This window comes from Collimonas fungivorans (assembly GCF_001584145.1).
GTDB lineage: Bacteria > Pseudomonadota > Gammaproteobacteria > Burkholderiales > Burkholderiaceae_D > Collimonas > Collimonas fungivorans.
In genome coordinates, this window is sequence record NZ_CP013232.1 from 4,503,738 (window position 1) to 4,523,831 (window position 20,094).

Sequence of the window (20,094 nt, forward strand, 5' to 3'; positions counted from 1 at the left end):
CTGTGCCCACACGGAAACTCCCCATGTATTGTCGCCGCGCGTGGACACAAAGTGCCCACCCTACGGTTGCGCTATCCCGCAATTGTCGCCGTTGACTGCTAAAATCACTCTTTTATTCCAACCAGCAGCGCTTGACGTTGCAGATTTATTGCCAAATGAGCATCACCTTGACTTCAACTCCCCGCCAATTATTCGTCACTACCGCCCTGCCTTACGCCAATGCAGCGTTTCATATCGGCCACATCATGGAATACATCCAGGCCGACATCTGGGTGCGGTTCCAGCGAATGCAGGGCCATGAAGTCAATTTCGTCGGCGCCGACGATGCGCACGGCGCACCGATCATGATCGCCGCCGAAAAGGCCGGCATCACGCCGCAGGAATTCGTGGCGCAGATCGCGGCGGGCCGCAAGCAATACCTGGACGGCTTCCATATCGCCTTCGACAACTGGCACTCGACCGACGGCCCGGAAAACCACGAGCTGTCGCGCGACATCTATCGCAAGCTGAAGGCGGCGGGTTTCATTGCGACCAAGACCATCGAGCAGTTCTTCGACCCGGTCAAGAACATGTTCCTGCCGGACCGCTACATCAAGGGCGAATGCCCGAAATGCGGCGCCAAGGACCAGTACGGCGATTCCTGCGAAGTGTGCAGCTCGGTGTATGCCCCTACCGACCTGAAGAATCCCTACTCGACGCTGACCGGCGCAACGCCGGTGATGAAATCGTCGGAACACTTCTTCTTCAAGCTGTCCGATCCGCAATGCGTGGAATTCCTGCGCGGCTGGGCCCTGGGCAACGCCGACGGCAAACCGCGGCTGCAATCGGAAGTCGCCAACAAGGCCAAGGAATGGCTGGAAAGCGACGGCGGCATGGGCGACTGGGACATCAGCCGCGACGCCCCCTACTTCGGCATCGAGATCCCGGACGAGCCGGGCAAATATTTTTATGTCTGGCTGGATGCGCCGGTCGGTTACCTGGCTTCGCTGAAAAACTATTTCGGCAAAACCGGACGCGACTACGACGCTTTCATGGCCGATCCGAAGACCGAGCAGTACCACTTCATCGGCAAGGACATCACCTATTTCCATACGCTGTTCTGGCCGGCGATGCTGCATTTCTCGGGTTTGAAAGTACCGAACAATGTGTTCGTGCACGGCTTCCTGACCGTCTCCGGCGAAAAGATGTCGAAGTCGCGCGGCACCGGCATCTCGCCGCTGCGCTACCTGGAACTGGGCATGAATCCGGAATGGATGCGCTACTACATCGCCGCCAAACTGAGCGCGAAAGTGGAAGACATCGATTTCAATCCGGAAGATTTTGTGGCGCGCGTGAATTCCGACCTGATCGGCAAGTACATCAACATCGCCAGCCGCGCTGCAGGTTTCATCGCCAAGAAATTCGATGGCAAGCTGAGCACTGCCTGGGCCACCGACAGCGATCCGTTCCTGGCGAAACTGCGCGGCGTCGCCGGCGATATCCAGGCCCTGTACGACGGCCGCGAATACGGCAAGGCGCTGCGTGCCGTGATGGAACAGGCCGACGTGATCAACGCCTATGTCGACGCCAACAAGCCATGGGAACTGGCCAAGGATCCAAGCAAGGAAGCGGCCCTGCACGAAGTCTGCAGCCGCCTGCTGGAAGCGTTCCGCATCCTTACCATCTACCTGAAACCGGTGCTGCCGGCGCTGGCGGCCGAGGTTGAAAGCTTCCTGCAGATCCAGCCGCTGGCCTGGTCCGATGTCGCCCGGCCCCTTGCCGACGGCCATCGGATCAACACGTATACCCATCTCATGACACGGGTTGAACCAAAGATGCTGGACGCCTTGTTTGACGCCCCCGCAGTTGCGGCTCCGGCAGAAGCTGCTGCCGCGGACGACACCGGCAGCGCCATCGAGCCGCTGGCCGCCGAAATCAAGATCGACGATTTCGTCAAGGTCGACCTGCGCATCGCCAAGATCGTCAATTGCGAACATGTGGACGGTTCCGACAAACTGCTGCGGCTGACCCTGGATGTCGGCGAAGGCCGTTTGCGCAATGTATTTTCCGGCATCAAGTCGTCCTACCAGCCGGAAGAACTGATCGGCAAGCTGACCGTGATGGTGGCCAACCTGGCGCCGCGCAAGATGAAGTTCGGCATCTCGGAAGGCATGGTGCTGGCAGCCTCGGCCGCCGACGGCAAGGCCAATCCCGGCATCTACGTACTCAACCCGTGGCCAGGTGCAGAACCGGGCATGCGGGTCAGTTAAGAGCGACGCTTGATGAACCTGCAAGTCCGTGAAGCCCATACCGACGACGCCGCACTGATCGCCGACCTGACTCGCGCCTGCTGGGCCGAACGGGTCGCGGCCAGTTCCAGCGGCCACCGCGAAAGTACCGAACGAGTGCTGCACGACCTGCAGCTCGGCGGCGGCTTTGTCCTGCAACTGGATGAAAAACCGGTCGGATCGGCACGCTGGCTGCCCACCGATACCGAAACCGATGTCTGGGAAATCCTGCGCATGGGCGTGCTGCACACCTATCGCGGCCTGGGTTTATCGCAGCACCTGATGGAAGCACTGATCCACCGCGCCCGCGGCGCCGACATCAACGAACTGCGGCTGGCGGTGCGTTCCGACCAGACCCGGGTCGTCGACCTGTATGCAGTATTCGAATTCGAACTGGCGCCGGAACTCGAATACACCCGCGCCAATCCGCTGGAAGAGCCGCCTATCGTGATGCGGCGCTGGCTGAAGCGCTAGCTCTCCGTATCAGTGTCCGTAGACCTGCGACACTGAAGTGCCGGTCACCAGCCCGCTGGTGATATCCATGTGGACGTTGAAGAAAGCCTGGCTGGCGTCGGCCTGGGTGTAACGCCAGTCCCACACTTCCTCGTTCTTTCGTGTAAATTGCACCACGGTGCGCGGCCGGCCCAGCATCCGGCGCACTTCTTCCTTGTTCATGCCGACCTTGATCCTGGCGAAGTTCTCTTCGGTCAGGACTTGCTTGTAATCGCTCAGCTTGCCATCCTTGCCGATATAGAAAATCCAGGTGCGCGCGCCGGACGGTCCTTTCGGATATTCCAGCGAACGTTCACCGCTTTCGGCCTCCCAGACGGTATCCGGCTGGCCCATGGCATTGCGCACGTCGGCTTCGGTGGATACTCCGCGGCTCAGTTTTTCCAATCCGGCCTCCTGTATGAAATTGCCATTCTGATCACAAGCCGCGATCATGAACGGCAGAATGACTGCCAAAACGCTGCGTACCCATAGTTTCATGCTGACTCCTTCATTCGTTACCGCTCAAGTATATCGCTCATCAATTGCCACATGGATATTACTGCCGACGACAAACCGCTGCGGCGGCCGGGAAATAGCATAAAATAGCGGCTACTCCCACCGAATTATCAAAGCAACCATGACATTCTCCAAACAGATTAACGGTTACCAGTCCGACATCACCAAGTTCGTCGAAGAACTCAAGCAAAAGAACCCCAAGCTGGAAGAACAGCAGCTGGCTGGCCGCGCCCTGCTGTGGGACAAAACTCCGATCGACCTGGACAGCCAGTTGCGCTCCAAGGAATCGCGCGTCGATCAACAACCCTACGTGTATCAGAACAATCACTAAGCAACCACTAAATTCCTCCCGGATCAGGTAAAGACCAGATGAGCCAGAATTTGTCGGATGCCGCTGAACTGACGCTGGAGGGCCAACCCGATTCGACACCGAACGTGATCGACGGCGTGGCTTTTGCGCGCCTCTACGGCGAGCCGCTGTTCCGCATGCCGACCGATCTCTACATTCCGCCGGATGCGCTGGAAGTCTTCCTGGAAGCATTCGAAGGTCCGCTCGACCTGCTGCTGTACCTGATCCGCAAACAGAATTTCAACATCCTCGACATCCCGATGGCGCAAGTCACCTTGCAATATCTGGAGTACGTCGACCAGATCCGCATCACCAACCTCGAACTGGCGGCCGAGTACCTGCTGATGGCGGCCATGCTGATCGAGATCAAATCGCGCATGCTGCTGCCGGTGCGCAAGACCGACAACGAAGAAGCCGAAGATCCTCGCGCCGAGCTGGTGCGGCGCCTGCTGGAATACGAGCAGATGAAGCTGGCCGCGCGCGAGATCGACGCCCTGCCGCAGCTCGGGCGCGACTATGTCCGCACCCAGATCTATATCGAGCAAAATACCGTCACGCGCTGGCCGGACGTCAACCTGGACGACCTGCAGGCCGCCTGGGCCGACGTCATCAAGCGCGCCAAGCTGACCGCCCACCACACCATCAGCCGCGAAGAACTGTCGGTGCGCGAGCACATGACCGGGATCCTGCGGCGGCTGCAATCGGCGCGTTTTGTCGAGTTCGCCGAACTGTTCGATCCGTCGCGCGGGGTGCCGGTGCTGGTGGTGAATTTCATCGCCATGCTGGAACTGGCCAAGGAAACCCTGATTGAAATCACCCAGGCGGAACCGTTCGCGCCTATTTACGTACGGCTGGCCTATTCGCCGACTTATGCGCCGGCTTGATTTTGTAGGGTGGGCACCTGTGCCCACGCGTAACTCGGACCTACCAGTGTTGCTTATCTCAGCGCAACGCGTGGGCAGAAAAACCTGCCCACCCTACGATTGAAAACCAAACAATTTTCCACGCTGCGGCGGCTCTTAAATTCTATTCCGCAAATATAATATTTTATGAAAATCATTTCCTCGATTGAAGAGCTACGCGACCAACTGCGCGGCCAACTGCGCACCGCCTTCGTGCCGACCATGGGCAACCTGCATGAAGGCCACCTGTCGCTGATGCGGCTGGCGAAAAAACACGGCGATCCTATCGTCGCCTCGATCTTCGTCAACCGCCTGCAGTTCGGCCCCAACGAGGATTTCGACAAATATCCGCGCACCTTCGCGGCCGACGTCGAGAAACTGGAAAAAGAAGGCGTCTACGTGCTGTTCGCGCCGACCGAGAAGGATTTGTATCCGGAGCCGCAGGAATTCCGCGTGCGGCCGCCTGACGACCTGGGCAATACGCTGGAAGGCGAATTCCGTCCCGGCTTCTTTACCGGCGTCACGACAGTCGTGCTGAAACTGTTTTCCTGCGTCCAGCCGCGCGTTGCGGTATTCGGCAAGAAGGATTACCAGCAGCTGATGATAGTGCGCAACATGGCCAAGCAATTCGCCTTGCCGACTGAAATCATCGCCGCCGAAACCTGGCGCGCAGACGACGGCCTGGCGCTATCGTCGCGCAATATGTACCTGTCCACGGATGAACGGGCAGAAGCGCCGGTGCTGTTCAAGACCCTCAACCAGGTCGCCGACGAAGTACGCGCCGGCCACCTCGACATCTTCGAACTGGAACGGCAGGCGATGGCGCAGCTGCGCGGCCGCGGCTGGCTGCCGGACTACATTTCGATCCGCAAGCGCTGCGACCTGCAGGCGCCGGCCGCCGGCGACCTGGCGCAAGGCGAAAAACTGGTGGTGCTGGCCGCCGCCAAGCTGGGCGGCACGCGCCTGATCGACAATCTCGAAATCTGAGTCTGGACCTGAGCGTGCAGCGGCCCGACCGCAACAATCCACTGCGCGACTGGCCTGCGGTAATGATGGCAGCGGCGGCAATCGCGCTGTCGCCAGCCTCGGCAGCGTCGGCCCAGGCCGTCACCGTGCACGACGATACGCAACATGCAGTCGTGCTGCGGCACCCTGCGCATCGCATCGTCAGCCTGGCCCCGCATGCCACCGAACTGCTGTTTGCAGCCGGCGCCGGCGCTTATGTGGTCGGCGTCAGCGACTATAGCGACTATCCTCCTGCAGCCAGGCAGATAGCCTCGATGGGCAGCAGCAGCGCGCTCGATATCGAACGGATCGTCGCCCTCAAGCCGGACCTGGTGGTGGCCTGGAGCAGCGGCAATTCCGCCAGCCAGATCGCCAGGCTGCGCGCCATCGGCATTCCTGTATTCGAAAGCGAACCACGCCAGCTGGAAGCCATTGCTTCGTCGCTGCTGAGGCTGTCGCAACTGGCCGGCACCGAAGACAGCGGCGCTGCGGCGGCTGCCGCCTTCAAGGCGCGCCTGGCGCAGCTCGACGCGACTTACCGCCAGCGGCCGCCGGTGCGAGTGTTTTACCAGATCTGGAAAAAACCATTGATGACGCTCAACGATAGCCACATGGTGTCGAGCGTGATCGCCTTGTGCGGCGGTGAAAACGTGTTCGGCAAACTGCCGCAGCTGGCGCCTACCGTCAGCACCGAAGCCGTGCTGCAAGCCGATCCGGAAGTGATCTTCGCCGCCGACGGTGGCAGTTCGCCCAGCGCAAGCTGGCGGCGCTTCCCCAAACTGACGGCAGTCGCCGCCAATAACCTGTTTACCCTGACGCCGAACTGGATGAGCCGCCCCGGGCCGCGCATACTGGATGGCGCCGCCGAACTGTGCCAGAAGCTGGACCTGGCGCGCAGCCGGCGCCGCTGACTTATTTTAAGTTACGCTGGCGACCGGCATGAACAAGCGCCGCGAACCGTTTTCCACCACTTCGAACGAACAGCCGAATGCCGCCTGCAGGATTTCCGGCTGCAGCACGCTGCCGGCAGTGCCCTGCCACACCTGGCCGTCGCCCAGCAGCAGCACATGGCTGGCGTAGCGCGCCACCAGGTTGATGTCGTGACAGGCTGCGATCACCGCTTTTTGCGGCGGCAGCGCATTTGCTATCTCATTTGCTACCTTGTGCAGCAGCGCCATCACCACGATCTGCGCGGCGGCGTCCTGGTGTGCGGTCGGCTCGTCCAGCATGAACAATAGCGGGTCTTGCGCCAGCAAGGTCGCCAGCCCTACCCGCTGCCGCTCGCCGCCTGACAGTCGCATCACATCGTGTGTGCTGAAAGCCGCCATCCTGACCTGTTCCAGCACTTGCATCGCCAGCGCGCGGTCGTCCTCGATGTCCCAGCCGAAACCGAACTGGTAGGGATGGCGCCCGGCCACAACCGCCGCCAGCACGCTGCTGGAAAACGCATCGGCCTGCTGCTGCGCCAGCAAGCCGCGCAGGCGTGCCAGTTGCTGCGCTGAAATAGTTTGTATGTCGCGGCCTTCGATCAGTATCCGGCCGGCGGCCGGCCGCCGCAAGCCGGCCAAGGTATGCAATAAAGTGGTCTTACCGATGCCGTTGCGGCCCAGCACGCACCAGAACTGGCCCGGCGCGACTTGCCAGTCCAATCCGCTGCACAAGGTTTTATGACCGACGCTTACACTTAGCTGTTCGGCGCTCAGCAATGGGGCCGCGTTCATGAACGGCTCCTGGCCAGCAGCCACAGGAACACCGGCACTCCGACCAGCGCCGTGATTACTCCCACCGGCAACTGGGTAGGCGCCACCGCGGTACGCGCCACCAGGTCGGCCAGCGCCAGCGCCGCGCCGCCCGTCAGCACGCTGGCAGGCAGCAATATGCGCTGGTCGTTGCCGACCAGCAGCCGTATCGCATGCGGCACCACCAGGCCGATAAAACCGATCGTGCCAGCCACGGTGACTGCAGCCGCGGTCGCCAGCGAAGCCGCGCACAAGGTCAGCAAGCGCAGGCGCAATACCGGTACTCCGAGCAACTGCGCAAAACCTTCGCCGCGTGCCAACAGGTTTAGCTGGCGCGCGTTAAAAATACTCCAGATCAGAATCGACAACAGCAGCACTGCCGCCGGCAGCAACAGGCGGCCATCTTCCAGGTCGCCCATCAGCCAGAACAGCATGCCGCGCAGCTCGCCGTCAGGCGCCAGCGTCAGCACCAGCGTCACGATGGCACCGAAGCCGGCGGCGATCATCACTCCGGTCAGTATCAAGCGGTGGCCGCTGTGCTGGCCGACATCGGGCAGACGACGCAAGGCCTGGCGCGCCAGGCCGAACAATAAAAGTACCGCCAGCCCGGCCCCGACCGCTGCGCCTAATGCAGCGGCAGCATCGCCCATGAACCCTAAATGGCTGGCCACCAGCAAGGCCGACAAGGCGCCGGCCGCCGAGCCGCCGGACAAACCCAGTACATAGGGATCGGCCAGAGGATTTCGCAACAACACCTGCATCAACGCCCCGGCCAGGGCCAGCAAACCACCCACCACAAACGCAGTCAGCGCACGCGGCAGGCGCAGGGACAAGTAAACTTGGTCACCCGCCAGCCCGCAGCCACTGCTGCCGCAAGAAACCGCGAGCGCCAGCGCCAATGCTGCGAAGAATGCCAGGCAGCAGAGGATGGCGAGGGCGCGGCGTAAGGTGGTAATGCTGGTCAATGGCGTGAACGATTCGCTGGTTGGTCGGCCGGTTATTTGCTTACTGCTGCCAATTTACACCAACAAACAGTCCACGTGAGGGCTGGTTATAGCCATAAGCGGTCTGGTAGTCGCGGTTGAACAGGTTGTCGATACGGCCGAACAGGGATACCTGCTTGTTCAGCTGGTAGCGCGCATTGGCGTTGCTCAGCCAATATGTTCCCAGCCGCGGATTGCCGGGAATATCGGTGCGGCTGTCGGTGTATTGCACGTCGGCGCCGAGACGCCAGGCGCCGAAGCTCTTCGCCGCGCCCAGGGAACCGAGGGTCTTGGCGCGGCGCGCCAGGATCTGGTTGCTGCTCTCGTCCTTAGGATTCTGCAAGGTCAGGCTGGCGCGCCAGTCGATTGCAGCCAGCACGGTGCTGGCGCTCAGTTCCAGCCCCTGGTTCTTGGCGCGGGCGATATTGATCGTTTGCGACGTCAGCGGATCGTAGCCGAACTGGTCGCGGGTGCGGGTATCGAACAGCGTCGCCCGCAGCAAGGTGTCGCCGGCGGCGTATTGCACGCCCAGTTCATACGACTTCGAACGTTCGGCCTTGAGGTCGGGGTTGCCGTAAATCGGCTGGTACAGCTGCACCGGGGTCGGCGCATTGAATGCAGTCGATGCATTGGCGATCAGCTTGATGCTGTCGGTCAGGGCGAAACCGTAACCCAGGTAGCCGGTGTTGTCGGAACCGGAACCGCCGACATCGTCATGGCGCAGGTTCAGCTGCAACTGGTGCGGGCCGATCTTGCCGAGCACGCCGGCATATACGCTGGAGGTCGAGCGCGAAAAACTGTTGCTGGAATTGCCGTAGCTGCTGTTCGAGCTGACGTCGGCCTTTTCGCGGCCGGCGTCGACGCCGGCAGTGGCGGTCCACAGCGGCGACAAGCGCAGTTCGTTGGCCCATTGCAGCAGGTTCTGGGTGCTCTTGTAGGCGTTGCTGCTGTCGCCGAATGCGCCCTGGCCGTCGAGATTGTCGCGGTTGATGTTTTGCGACAGGGTCAGGGTCGAAGTCCAGTCCTGGGTGAAGCGGTTCTTGCTGAACAGCGCCAGCGACTGGCTCTTCGAATGACCGTTGTTCTGGTCGGTCGGCGTGCCGTAGGCATCGTCGTAGGTGTATTTGGCATCGTTGGCGTAAATGCGGACGCCGACTTCATTGCCGGCGCGCCATTCTTGCGATACCGCACCCGAGACGCTGGTATTGCCGTCGCCGTTGCGGTCGGGATTGACGTTCGGACTCTGCAAAGGATTCTGCGCCGAGAAGCCGTTGGTCTTGAAGCGGGTCAGCGACAAGGCGTAACGCGTGTCGCCGCTCTTGCCGCTGACGCCGACATTACCCTCGTAGGTACCGCGCGAACCGGCTTCAACCGATGCATTGAACGCCGGCGCGCCGTTGCCGCGCTTGGTGAAGATCTGCACCACGCCGCCGATGGCGCCGGAACCGTAGATCGCCGACACGTTGCCGCGTACGATCTCGATGTGGTCGATCTGGTCCGGCAAGATGTTTTCAAGTGCAGGCAGGCCGAAAGAAGCCTGGCGTCGGATCGGCACGCCGTCGATCATGATCAGGGTTTCCGACGAATTGGCGCCGCGCATGAACAGCGAAGCCTGCTGGCCGGGGCCGCCGACACGGGTAATCTGCAGGCCGGCTTCGCGTTGCAGCAATGCCGGCAGGTCTGGCGCCTGCGAATTGCGGATGTCTTCGGCGCTGATGACCGTGGTGTGCGGCAAGGCGTCGGTTTGCGGCTGCTCGACCCGGGCCGCGGTCACTACCACTGGCACCAGCGGCTGTTCCTGGGCGGTCTGCGCCGTAGTTTGGGCTGATACCGCAGCAGTAGAAAGAATGGCTGAAGCAAGCGCAAGCGGCTTCAAGGTCGCGCCGCAACGGCGTGATAAAGATGAGGTCATGGTTGATTACGAGGTTACGATAGGAGTCCCCAGCCTGCCTCCCCGCAAGCCCGGTTTAACGGTAGTAGCAAATAAGCCTTTTATGAATGCCTATTCTTTACTCCACCTGCTTTGGCCGGTATCCGGGCTAACAAGTCCAAGCGCATAACCTTCCCATGCAAGCAGATGCACAGTGGTGTGAGACACGCTCTGTCGCTAGTGACTACACGGCGACGCTTGTTTTACCGTTGCGGGGGCAGCACACGTTGGCTGGCAATCCTGCTTATGCCGAGCTTCGTGTTTCCCGTTTAACTGCGGACATGGACATGTCCGCGTGCACCAAAACCCCGCCATTGTACGGCCCGCGCCGGTTTGCGGCAATTGCCGCATGCCGGAACGGCGTCAGGGTGTGGTTAAATTCGCATTCCCGCGGTACAGCGCCGCCACCATGTCGGACTGCGTCACCATGCCGACCAGGCGCCGCTGGTCGTCGACGATCGGGATATGGTGTATGCCGGAATCGGACAAGGGCTGCACCAGCTCGACGATATGGGCGCCGGTCTCGGCGCTCTGCACGGCGCTGGTCATGATCTGGCCGACCACTTCCGGTTTGTCGGAATGGGTATTGGTGGTGCGCCGGATGAACTGCTTCAGTTTCTGGTCGAAACCGGTGTACACCTGCAGGTTCGCCTGCCGCATGAAATCTGTCTGGGTGATGATGCCGATCAGGCGCCGCGCCGAATTGATCACCGGCAGCGCCTTGATGCGGTGCTTCAGCAACAAGGCCCAGGCGTCTTCCAGCGAAGTGCCGTACTCGACGCTGACGACATCGCGCGACATGATGTCGGCGCAAGTGATCGCGCCGAAACGGCGCCGGTAGGCATGCAGCTCGGTCTGCAGGATCAGGTTTTCCAGGTCGTCGCGGCTGACATCCAGCACCTGGTTGTACTGGTGCAAGACATAGTCCAGGTCCTCCTGAGTGAAACCGACGCGCCGCCCGCTGGGCTGATCCTTGGTCTGGTGCAGTTTGCCAGGATCGGCATGGGCCACGTGCGGATACCGGCGGCGCGTGGCGTTATTGAACAGCAGCGCCACCAGCAGCAGCAAAAAGGAATTCAGCAGCACCGGCGCCAGCACAAAATGAAATCCCAGGCCGGTCACTGCCGGGCCGCCCAGCACCGCGGTCAGCGCCACCGCGCCGCTGGGCGGATGCAGGCAGCGCAAGGCAAACATGGCGCCGATTGCCGCCGACACCGCAATCGAAGTGGCAAACAACGGATCAGGAATCCAGCGCGCGCAGGCGACGCCGATCACCGCCGCCACCAGGTTGCCGCCGATGATGGACCATGGCTGCGCCAGGGGGCTGGCCGGCACGCCGAACAGCAGTACCGCGGAAGCGCCCATCGGCGCGATCAGCAGCGGTAACGCCGCCGTCGGCCCCAGGGCCCAGTGGCTTACCAGGCCGGTCAGCAATATCCCCAGCAAGGCGCCGCAGCAGGCGCGCATGCGCTCGGTGCTGTTGACCATCACCTGCCCAGGGATAAAACCGCGCAGCCACGATCTTATTTGATCCATCTTTGATCCATCTTTTTACTTTCGTTTTTCCTGTTGTGGCCTAGCCGCCGTATGCATAGGTAAATTTATTGTTGACGATGCGGCCCATCACGCGCGAACGCTGGTCCAGCCCGACATGGTCCTTGGCATTCATGTTGACCACGCCTTGCGGGATGGTCAGGTCATGGGTGTTTTCCAGCGCACTGCGCAGCGCAGCGCGAAATTGCCTGGTCCCCGGCGGTCCCGATTTCAGCGCCTGCGGCACGGCGTTCGCAATCAGCATGTAAGCGCCCCAGGCATCGGCGGCGAACTGCGTCATGGTGTCGGCGCCGTAAGCCGCTTCATAACGGCGGGTAAAGTCCAGCGCGGTCTTCCTGACCGGATTCGAGGCCGGCAGCTGCTTGGCCACCACTGCCGGGCCGGTCGGGAAGAACGTGCCTTCGACGTCCTTGCCGCCGACTTTCAGGAAGTCGGCGGTGGCGATGCCGTGGGTCTGGTAAATGCGGCCCCTGTAGCCGCGCTCGACCAGGGTCTTTTGCGGCAGTACCGCCGGCGTCGCCGAGCCGGCGATCAGCACCGCGTCCGGCTGCGCCGACATGATCTTGAGGATCTGTCCGGTGACGCTGGTGTCGTTGCGGTTGTAGCGTTCGCTGGCCACCACCTTGATTTTGCGCAGCTCGGCCAGGCGCGAGAATTCACGCCACCAGCTGTCGCCGTAAGCGTCGGCAAAACCGATGAACCCTACCGTCTTGATGCCGTTGTCGGCCATGTGCTGGGTCAGGATGGTCGCCATGTGGGAATCGTTCTGCGGCAGCTTGAATACCCAGGCGCGCCTAGCGTCCTGCGGCTCGACGATGGAGGCCGAGGCCGCCAGCGCCACCATCGGCGTTTCCGCCGCAGCCGCCACATCCAGCATGGCCAGCGCCGCCGGCGTGGTGTTGGGGCCGACGATCAGGTCGACTTTTTCTTCGCTGACCAGCTTGCGCGCATTGCGCACAGCATTGGTCGGATCGGAAGCGTCATCCAGGATGATGTACTCGACTTTCTGTCCGGCGATTTCTTTCGGCCATAGCAGGATGGCGTTTTTAGTCGGCGCGCCGATCGCGGCTGCGGGGCCGGTGACGGCGATATCCACGCCTATCCGGATTTGCGCCGAGGCCGAAGCGCTCCACACGGACAAGGAAACGGCAGATAACATCAGATAAGCGCTTGCGGTTCTGTTCATCGAATATATCCATCCTGATGGCATGACACTGGGAGATTTCCACAAGGACAGGATTCTACTGGAATGTGACAACTGGCACTTTTGCATCACTGTGATGTTAGCCATCATGACCGGGCAATTCCTTGACCCAGGGCAAGAACCATATTTTTGGCAAAATTGATAATAACCACCACGAAAGGATACGATAGCCTCGAAACAAATCTTGATTTTTCCAATAATTCATATGATGATATGGTCACATTACGATAAAAACACGCCGTTGGAAGAGACAAATGTTCAACAAACTGAATGCCAACCGGACTTCCCTGAGCGATACCGTGGCCCAGGAACTGCTGAAAAAAATACAGACCGGCGAGTTCGGTCCGGGCGCCAAGCTGCCGACCGAACCGGTGCTGTCGGAACAGTTCGGCGTCAGCCGCACCGTGGTGCGCGAAGCGATTTCCCGTCTGAAGAATGAAGGCGCGGTCGAGCCGCGCCAGGGCAGCGGCGTGTACGTCAGCCAGCAAGGCCATCTGCGGCCGTTGCGCATCCAGTTCGACCAGGCCTCGTCGGCCGACGCCGTGCTGCAGATCGTCGAACTGCGGCGCGCCATCGATGCCGAAGTCGCGGCGCTGGCCGCCACCCGCCGCACGCCGCGCCAACTGAAGGCGATAGAAACCGCGCTGAAAGGCATCGCCGCCGATGTCGACGCCGGCGGCGACGGCGTGCTGGCCGATGTCATGTTCCACCGCAGCATCGCCGAAGCCACAGGCAATCCCTTCCTGCTGCAGACGCTGGCCTTCCTCAGCCAGTACCTGGAAGCCGCCACCGCCGTCACCCGCAGCAACGAAGCCAGGCGCGACGACTTCATGCGCCAGGTCTACGAAGAACATGCCGCCATTGCCGCCGCGATCGCGGCCGGCGATCCGCTGGCTGCGCGCAATGCGGCGCAAAACCATATGTTCAACGCGGCGCGCCGGCTGGCGCAGGGCGCTGCCGATACCAAGGCTGCACAGAAACCCAAGAACAATATAAAAACCCGCTAATCAGGATCGACAATGACTATCAACGTAGGTGTAATCGGCCTTGGGGCCATGGGTCTGGGCGTTGCCCGTTCTTTGCTGCGCGCAGGCTTGCGCACGCATGCTTGCGATGTGCGACCGGAAGTATTGCAGCAGTTCGCAGGCGAAGGCGGCATCGTCTGCAACACCCCGGCTGAACTGGGTGCGTTGTGCGAGGTGGTGATCACGGTGGTGGTCAACGCCGCGCAAACCGAGCAAGTGCTGTTCGGCGAACAAGGCGCCGTGGCCGCCATGCGGCCCGGCAGCCTGGTGATCGCCAGCGCCACCGTGGCGCCGGAATATGCGGTCAAGCTCGGCGCGCGGCTGGCTGCGCAGCAATTGCTGTTCCTCGATGCCCCGCTGTCAGGCGGCGCCGCGCGCGCGGCTTCCGGTGAAATGACGATGATGACTTCCGGCCCTGCCGCGGCTTACGCCAAGGGCGAAGCCGTGCTGTCGGCAATCGCCGGCAAGGTGTACCGGCTAGGCGAAGCGCACGGCATGGGTTCCAAGGTCAAGATCATCAACCAGCTGCTGGCCGGCGTGCATATCGCTGCCGCCGCGGAAGCGATGGCGCTGGGATTGCGCGAAGGGGTCGACGCCGACTCCTTGTACGAGGTGATCACCAACAGCGCCGGCAATTCATGGATGTTCGAAAACCGCGTGCCGCATATCCTGAAAGCCGATTACACGCCGCTGTCGGCAGTCGACATTTTCGTCAAGGACCTGGGGCTGGTGCTGGACACCGCACGGACCAGCAAATTCCCGCTGCCGCTGTCGGCCGCTGCCCACCAGATGTTCATGATGGCGTCCACCGCCGGCTACGGCGGAGAGGACGACGCCGCCGTGATCAAGATTTTCCCCGGCATCCAGCTGCCGGCTGCGCGGGAGTAAACCATGGCGGCACAGACAAGTCCCCTGCTCGGCTGCATCGCCGATGATTTCACCGGCGCCACCGACCTCGCCAACATGCTGGTGCGCGAAGGCATGCGCACCGTGCAGACCATAGGCGTGCCGGACAGCGCGCCGCAGGATGTAGACGCCATCGTGGTGGCGCTCAAGTCGCGCACGGTTCCCGCTGCCGAAGCAGTCGCCGATTCCCTGGCTGCGCTCAGCTGGCTGCGGCAGCAAGGTTGCCGCCAGTTCTTTTTCAAATACTGCTCGACCTTCGACTCTACCCCGCAAGGCAATATCGGCCCGGTAACCGACGCCCTGCTGCAAGCCCTGGGCAGCGATTTCACGATAGCCTGCCCGGTGTTCCCGGAAACCGGCCGCACCCTGTATCGCGGCCACCTGTTCATCCAGGACCAGCTGCTCAGCGAATCGGGAATGCAGAACCATCCCTTGACGCCGATGACCGATCCGAACCTGGTGCGCGTGCTGCAGCAGCAGACTGCTTCCAAGGTAGGCCTGGTCGCTTATCCGACAGTATCCCAGGGCGCCGGCCAGATCCGCGCCGGCTTCGACGTGCTGCGCCAGCAAGGAGTGCGCATGGCGATCGTCGACGCCCTGGAAAACCAGGACCTGTACGCCATCGGCGCTGCCTGCGCCGGTTTGCCGCTGGTCACCGGCGGCTCCGGCATCGCGCTCGGCCTGCCCGGCAACTTCGTGCGCGCCGGCCTGCTCGATCCGCAGCGAGGTGCGGCAGCCAGTGAACTGCCGGCGGTAGAAGGTTTGTCGGTAGTGCTGGCCGGCAGCGCATCGAAAGCCACCAATGCCCAGGTAAAAGCATGGATGGAGAAGCGCCCCGCGTTCCGCATCGATCCGCTGGCGCTGGCCAGCGGCGAACCGGTAGTCGCGCAGGCACTGGCCTTCGCCCGCCAGCATCTGGACCAGCAGCCGGCGCTGATCTACGCCACCACCATGCCAGAACAAGTGAAACAGGTGCAGGCTGAACTGGGCGTCGAACGCGCCGGTTTACTGATCGAGCAGGCACTGGCCGATATCGCTGCAGCCTTGCTGGAGAGCGGCGTACGGCGTTTCGTGATTGCCGGCGGCGAAACATCCGGCGCTGTAGTCAAGGCGCTCGGCGTGCGCGCCCTGCGCATAGGCGCGCAAATCGATCCTGGCGTGCCGGCGACAGCATCGATTGGGAGCACGCCTTTGGCGTTGGCGCTGAAATCCGGCAATTTCGGCAGTATCGATTTTTTTGAAAAGGCGCTGCGGCACTTGGGCGAAACGCGACTATGAGCACTCAAAAAAGCCAGGCCAGCGGTAGCACCACGCTCAAGGAACAGGCGCTGCGCGAAGAAATCTGCGAGACCGGCGCCAGCCTGTACCAGCGCGGTTATACGGTGGGCGCGGCGGGCAATATCAGCGCCCGCCTCGACGACGGCTGGCTGATCACGCCGACCGACGCCTGCCTCGGCAGGCTGGCGCCGGCACAGATCGCCAAGGTCGACCTCAACGGCCAGTGGGTCAGCGGCGACAAGCCGTCGAAGACGCTGGCCTTGCATCGCGCGGCCTACGACAACAACCCGCTGATGCAAGCTGTGGTGCATACCCATTCGACCAGCCTGGTGGCGCTGACCCTGGCCGGCGTCTGGCATGACAGCGCCGTGCTGCCGCCGATCACGCCGTACCAGGTGATGAAGGTCGGACGCATTCCGTTGATTCCTTATTGCCGTCCCGGCGATCCGCAAGTTGCGCAGCAAGTCAGCTTGCTGGTGACCAGCGTACGCGGGGTATTGCTGGAACGGCTAGGACCCGTGCTGTGGCACGAAAGCGTTTTGCAGGCGGCGTACGCGCTGGAAGAGCTGGAAGAAACGGCGCGCCTGTGGCTGATGGCAAAAGACAAACCGGAGCCCCTGAGTGCAGAGGCCCTGGATGAGTTGTATCGGGTATTTGGAGCGCGCTGGTAAGTTTCAAAAAAAAAAAAATAGAAACGTCCAGACTTTAAAAATCAAACTGGTGGAGACAAGATGTCAGCAACAATCACGAACAAAGGCGCGCAGGCAGCTGCAAGCCTGGCGGCCGAACAAGCCGAAAACCTGTACAAGAAAGTATTCTGGCGCTTTGTACCGTTCATCATGCTGTGCTACGTGGTAGCCTACCTGGACCGCGTCAACGTCGGCTTCGCCAAACTGCAGATGTCGCAGGACCTGGGTTTCAGCGAAACCATCTTCGGCCTCGGCGCCGGCATATTTTTCCTCGGCTACTTCCTGTTCGAACTGCCCAGCAACCTGATCATGAACCGGGTCGGCGCCAAGCTGTGGATCGCCCGCATCATGATTACCTGGGGCATATTGTCGGCCTGCTTCGCCTGGGTCCAGACCCCGACCCAATTCTATGTCTTGCGCTTCCTGCTGGGCGTGGCCGAAGCCGGCTTTTATCCCGGCATCATCCTCTACCTGACTTACTGGTTTCCTTCGCATCGCCGAGCCAAGGTGGTCGCCACCTTCATGGCGGCGATCCCGGTATCCGGCATTTTCGGCAATCCGCTGTCCGGCTGGATCATGCAATCGTTCCACGGCTCCAGCGGCTGGCACGGTTGGCAATGGATGTTCATGATCGAAGCGATACCGGCGATCCTGGTCGGTATCGCGGTATTTTTCGTGATGGACAACAGCATCCGCAAAGCCAAGTGGCTGACTGAAGCGGAGAAAGATTTCCTGGAAGCGGAAATCCGCGCCGACCAGAAAGACAAACAAAGCCCGAAGTCGACCGCTGCCGTGTTCAAGGACATCCGCATCTGGCACATGTGCCTGATCTATTTCTGCATCGTCATGGGCCAGTACGGCCTGACGTTCTGGCTGCCGACCCTGGTCAAGGCTTCCGGCGTCGTCGGCGATTTCAAGATCGGCATGATCAGCGCCATTCCGTTTGTGTGCGCGGTGTTCGCCATGATCCTCATCGGCCGCCGCTCCGACCGCCTGCGCGAACGGCGCTGGCACCTGATCGTGCCGGCCTTGCTGGGCGCCGTCGGTTTTGTGGTATCAGCGATTGCCGCCGACAATACCGTGATTGCGATCGCCTTCCTGTCGCTGGCCGCCATGGGCGTGCTGACCTGCTCGCCACTGTTCTGGTCGCTGCCGACGGCGTTCCTGCCCGGCACCGGCGCCGCTGCCGGCATCGCGGTGATCAATTCGGTCGGCAACCTGGCCGGGTTCGTCAGCCCGTTCCTGGTCGGCTGGCTGAAGGATACGACGCACAATAACCAGACCGGCATGTTCATGCTGGCCGCCATGCTGGTGATAGGCTCAGTCGCGATCTTGCGCACGCCGCCCAAGATGGTCAACCGCTGACAACGTATTTTCAGGATGCATTTTTCAGGACGAATTTTTCAGGACTCATTTTCCAGGAGTTAAGCAATGCCACGTTTCGCCGCCAACCTCACCATGATGTACAACGAGCACGCTTTCCTTGAGCGCTTCCCGGCTGCGGCCAGGGACGGCTTCAAGGGCGTCGAGTTCCTGTTCCCGTACGAGCATGCCGCTGCCGATCTGCAAGCCCGGTTGCGCGACAACGGCCTGACGCAGGCGCTGTTCAACGCGCCTCCGGGCGACTGGTCTGCCGGCGAGCGCGGCATTGCTTCCTTGCCCGGACGCGAAGATGAATTCAAGCGCGGCGTCGCCACCGCGCTGGAATATGCGCAGGCGCTCGGCAATAAAAAACTGCACGTCATGGCCGGCCTGATCCAGCCGCAGCAGGACCGCGCCCGCCATCGCGCCGTGTACCTGGAAAACCTGGCCTACGCCGCCGCCCAGGCCGCGGCGCATGGCGTCACGATCGTGATCGAGCCGATCAATACACGCGACATCCCCGGCTTCTTCCTGAACCGCCAGGACGATGCGCAGGCGATCTGCGCCGAGGTTGGCGCATCCAACCTGCAAGTGCAGTTCGACCTCTATCACTGCCAGATCGTCGAAGGCGACCTGGCGACCAAGCTCAAGCGCGACATGGTGCGGCCGCAGGCCGGCATCGGCCATATCCAGATCGCCGGCGTGCCGGAGCGGCATGAACCCGATATCGGCGAGATCAATTATCCCTACCTGTTCGAACTGATCGACACCCTCGGCTACCAGGGCTGGGTCGGTTGCGAATACCGGCCGCGCGCCGCCACTTCCGACGGCCTGGGCTGGCTCAAGCCGTGGTTATAAACAACGTAAAAAAGGAATTGTCATGCAAGTAGTCATCACCGGCGGCGCCGGTTTCCTCGGCCAGCGCCTGGCGCGCAGCCTGCTCAAGCAAGGCAGCCTGCCGGACCGCAACGGCCAGCTGCAAACCATCGGCAAGATTACCCTGGTCGATGTGGTAGCCGCCGGCGGCTTCGACGATGCGCGCATCGATCAGGTCACCGGCGACATCACCGACGCCGCTTTGCTGGAACGCGTGATCACGCCGCAGACGACAGCGGTGTTTCATCTGGCGGCGATCGTCAGCGGCCAGGCCGAAGCCGATTTCGACCTGGGCATGCGCATCAACCTCGATGCATCGCGCCTGCTGCTGGAACGCTGCCGTGCCTGCGCCAATGTGCCGCGCGTGATCTTCACCAGTTCTGTCGCCGTGTTCGGTGGCGCACTGCCGGCCGTGGTGCAAGACCATACCGCGCTCAATCCGCAGTCTTCCTACGGCGCGCAAAAGGCGATCGCCGAGCTGCTGCTCAACGATTACAGCCGCAAGGGATTCGTCGACGGCCGCGTATTGCGCCTGCCGACCATCAGCGTGCGTCCCGGCAAACCCAACCAGGCCGCTTCGTCTTTCGCCAGCGGCATCATCCGCGAACCGCTCAACGGCCAGCCTGCCATCTGTCCGGTGGCGCCGGACGTCCGTTTGTGGCTGCTGTCGCCGCGCAAGGTCATCGCAGCGCTGATCCACGGCTATTCGCTGTCCGCCGATGCGCTGGGGCAGAGCCGCACTGTCAATCTGCCGGGCATCTCGGTCACGATCGGGGAAATGGTCGCGGCACTGGAACGGGTAGCCGGCAAACAGGTCGCCGCGCGGGTCGAGTGGGTCCATGATCCTGCCGTAGACCGGATCATTTCCAGTTGGCCCGGAGCCTGGGACACCGCGCGCGCAAGCGGACTGGGTTTTGTCGCCGACGCCGATTTCGATGGCATCGTCCGCGCCTACATCGAAGACGATTTGCCGTCAGCATAAGCCTTGGATGCAGGCCTGCCATAGGCCAGATGTTT

At 61.8% G+C, this 20,094-nt stretch carries 19 protein-coding genes and 1 riboswitch; of the genes, 13 read left to right on the forward strand and 6 right to left on the reverse strand.

From position 1 onward, the window contains the following. Nucleotides 1–155: 155 nt before the first annotated feature. Both metG and CFter6_RS19735 read left to right on the forward strand, forming a co-directional pair. Nucleotides 156–2,249, forward strand: coding sequence for a methionine--tRNA ligase (gene metG / locus CFter6_RS19730; RefSeq protein WP_082814884.1), 2,094 nt, complete (start codon nt 156–158; stop codon nt 2,247–2,249). 12 nt (nt 2,250–2,261) lie between these two features. Then, complete coding sequence (locus CFter6_RS19735) at nt 2,262–2,741, forward strand: GNAT family N-acetyltransferase (RefSeq protein WP_061541365.1); 480 nt, start codon at nt 2,262–2,264, stop codon at nt 2,739–2,741. A 9-nt stretch (nt 2,742–2,750) separates the two neighbouring features. On the opposite strand, the gene bamE is transcribed toward CFter6_RS19735, so the two are convergent. Further along, complete coding sequence (bamE, locus tag CFter6_RS19740) at nt 2,751–3,257, reverse strand: outer membrane protein assembly factor BamE domain-containing protein (RefSeq protein WP_061541366.1); 507 nt, start codon at nt 3,255–3,257, stop codon at nt 2,751–2,753. A 139-nt stretch (nt 3,258–3,396) separates the two neighbouring features. Here bamE and CFter6_RS19745 point away from each other — a divergent pair, with 139 nt between their 5' ends. From CFter6_RS19745 to CFter6_RS19760, 4 genes are all read left to right on the forward strand, one after another. Continuing rightward, nucleotides 3,397–3,606, forward strand: a complete 210-nt coding sequence (locus CFter6_RS19745) for a DUF3460 family protein (RefSeq protein ID WP_014007458.1) — start codon at nt 3,397–3,399, stop codon at nt 3,604–3,606. A gap of 38 nt (nt 3,607–3,644) precedes the next feature. Then, a complete protein-coding gene (locus tag CFter6_RS19750; RefSeq protein ID WP_061541367.1) occupies nt 3,645–4,508 on the forward strand; it encodes a segregation and condensation protein A in 864 nt (287 codons plus the stop codon). A gap of 165 nt (nt 4,509–4,673) precedes the next feature. Then, on the forward strand, nt 4,674–5,513 hold the full coding sequence (gene panC / locus CFter6_RS19755; RefSeq protein WP_061541368.1) for a pantoate--beta-alanine ligase: 840 nt from the start codon (nt 4,674–4,676) through the stop codon (nt 5,511–5,513). Between the two features lie 14 nt (nt 5,514–5,527). Next, nucleotides 5,528–6,442, forward strand: a complete 915-nt coding sequence (locus CFter6_RS19760; RefSeq protein WP_082814885.1) for a cobalamin-binding protein — start codon at nt 5,528–5,530, stop codon at nt 6,440–6,442. A 6-nt stretch (nt 6,443–6,448) separates the two neighbouring features. Here the strand turns inward: CFter6_RS19760 and CFter6_RS19765 are convergent, their stop codons facing one another. The 5 genes from CFter6_RS19765 to CFter6_RS19785 all read right to left on the reverse strand — a co-directional run bounded on the left by CFter6_RS19765 (nt 6,449) and on the right by CFter6_RS19785 (nt 12,923). After that, the gene (locus CFter6_RS19765) at nt 6,449–7,252 is read right to left on the reverse strand and encodes an ABC transporter ATP-binding protein (protein WP_061541370.1); all 804 of its coding nucleotides are present in this window, start codon (nt 7,250–7,252) and stop codon (nt 6,449–6,451) included. Next, the gene (locus CFter6_RS19770) at nt 7,249–8,235 is read right to left on the reverse strand and encodes a FecCD family ABC transporter permease (RefSeq protein ID WP_205631410.1); all 987 of its coding nucleotides are present in this window, start codon (nt 8,233–8,235) and stop codon (nt 7,249–7,251) included. The genes CFter6_RS19765 and CFter6_RS19770 overlap by 4 nt, the downstream gene beginning before the upstream one ends. A gap of 40 nt (nt 8,236–8,275) precedes the next feature. After that, nucleotides 8,276–10,165, reverse strand: coding sequence for a TonB-dependent receptor plug domain-containing protein (locus CFter6_RS19775; RefSeq protein ID WP_061541371.1), 1,890 nt, complete (start codon nt 10,163–10,165; stop codon nt 8,276–8,278). A gap of 96 nt (nt 10,166–10,261) precedes the next feature. Beyond that, a riboswitch (cobalamin riboswitch) is annotated at nt 10,262–10,503 on the reverse strand. Nucleotides 10,504–10,546: 43 nt separating this feature from the next. Beyond that, nucleotides 10,547–11,719, reverse strand: a complete 1,173-nt coding sequence (locus CFter6_RS19780) for an HPP family protein (protein ID WP_061541372.1) — start codon at nt 11,717–11,719, stop codon at nt 10,547–10,549. A gap of 40 nt (nt 11,720–11,759) precedes the next feature. After that, nucleotides 11,760–12,923 carry an ABC transporter substrate-binding protein gene (locus CFter6_RS19785; RefSeq protein WP_061541373.1) on the reverse strand — a complete coding sequence of 388 codons (1,164 nt, stop codon included), beginning with the start codon at nt 12,921–12,923 and terminating at the stop codon, nt 11,760–11,762. Nucleotides 12,924–13,195: 272 nt separating this feature from the next. On the opposite strand from CFter6_RS19785, the gene CFter6_RS19790 reads away from it, so the two are divergent. The 7 genes from CFter6_RS19790 (at nt 13,196) to denD (ending at nt 20,059) form a co-directional block, all read left to right on the forward strand. Beyond that, a complete protein-coding gene (locus CFter6_RS19790) occupies nt 13,196–13,948 on the forward strand; it encodes a FadR/GntR family transcriptional regulator (RefSeq protein ID WP_061541374.1) in 753 nt (250 codons plus the stop codon). Nucleotides 13,949–13,960: 12 nt separating this feature from the next. After that, entirely contained in the window at nt 13,961–14,854 is an 894-nt protein-coding gene (gene ltnD, locus CFter6_RS19795) for an L-threonate dehydrogenase (RefSeq protein ID WP_061541375.1), read from the forward strand. A gap of 3 nt (nt 14,855–14,857) precedes the next feature. Further along, nucleotides 14,858–16,150, forward strand: a complete 1,293-nt coding sequence (otnK, locus tag CFter6_RS19800; protein ID WP_061541376.1) for a 3-oxo-tetronate kinase — start codon at nt 14,858–14,860, stop codon at nt 16,148–16,150. Beyond that, nucleotides 16,147–16,821 (forward strand): 3-oxo-tetronate 4-phosphate decarboxylase, encoded by a 675-nt coding sequence (gene otnC / locus CFter6_RS19805; protein WP_061541377.1) that lies wholly within the window; start codon nt 16,147–16,149, stop codon nt 16,819–16,821. The genes otnK and otnC overlap by 4 nt, the downstream gene beginning before the upstream one ends. Before the next feature lie 60 nt (nt 16,822–16,881). Then, nucleotides 16,882–18,204: an MFS transporter gene (locus tag CFter6_RS19810; RefSeq protein ID WP_061541378.1), complete on the forward strand. Its 1,323-nt coding sequence runs from the start codon at nt 16,882–16,884 to the stop codon at nt 18,202–18,204. Between the two features lie 66 nt (nt 18,205–18,270). Continuing rightward, nucleotides 18,271–19,059: a 2-oxo-tetronate isomerase gene (gene otnI / locus CFter6_RS19815; protein WP_061541379.1), complete on the forward strand. Its 789-nt coding sequence runs from the start codon at nt 18,271–18,273 to the stop codon at nt 19,057–19,059. 22 nt (nt 19,060–19,081) lie between these two features. Next, nucleotides 19,082–20,059, forward strand: coding sequence for a D-erythronate dehydrogenase (denD, locus tag CFter6_RS19820; RefSeq protein WP_061541380.1), 978 nt, complete (start codon nt 19,082–19,084; stop codon nt 20,057–20,059). The last annotated feature ends 35 nt before the right edge of the window (nt 20,060–20,094 follow it).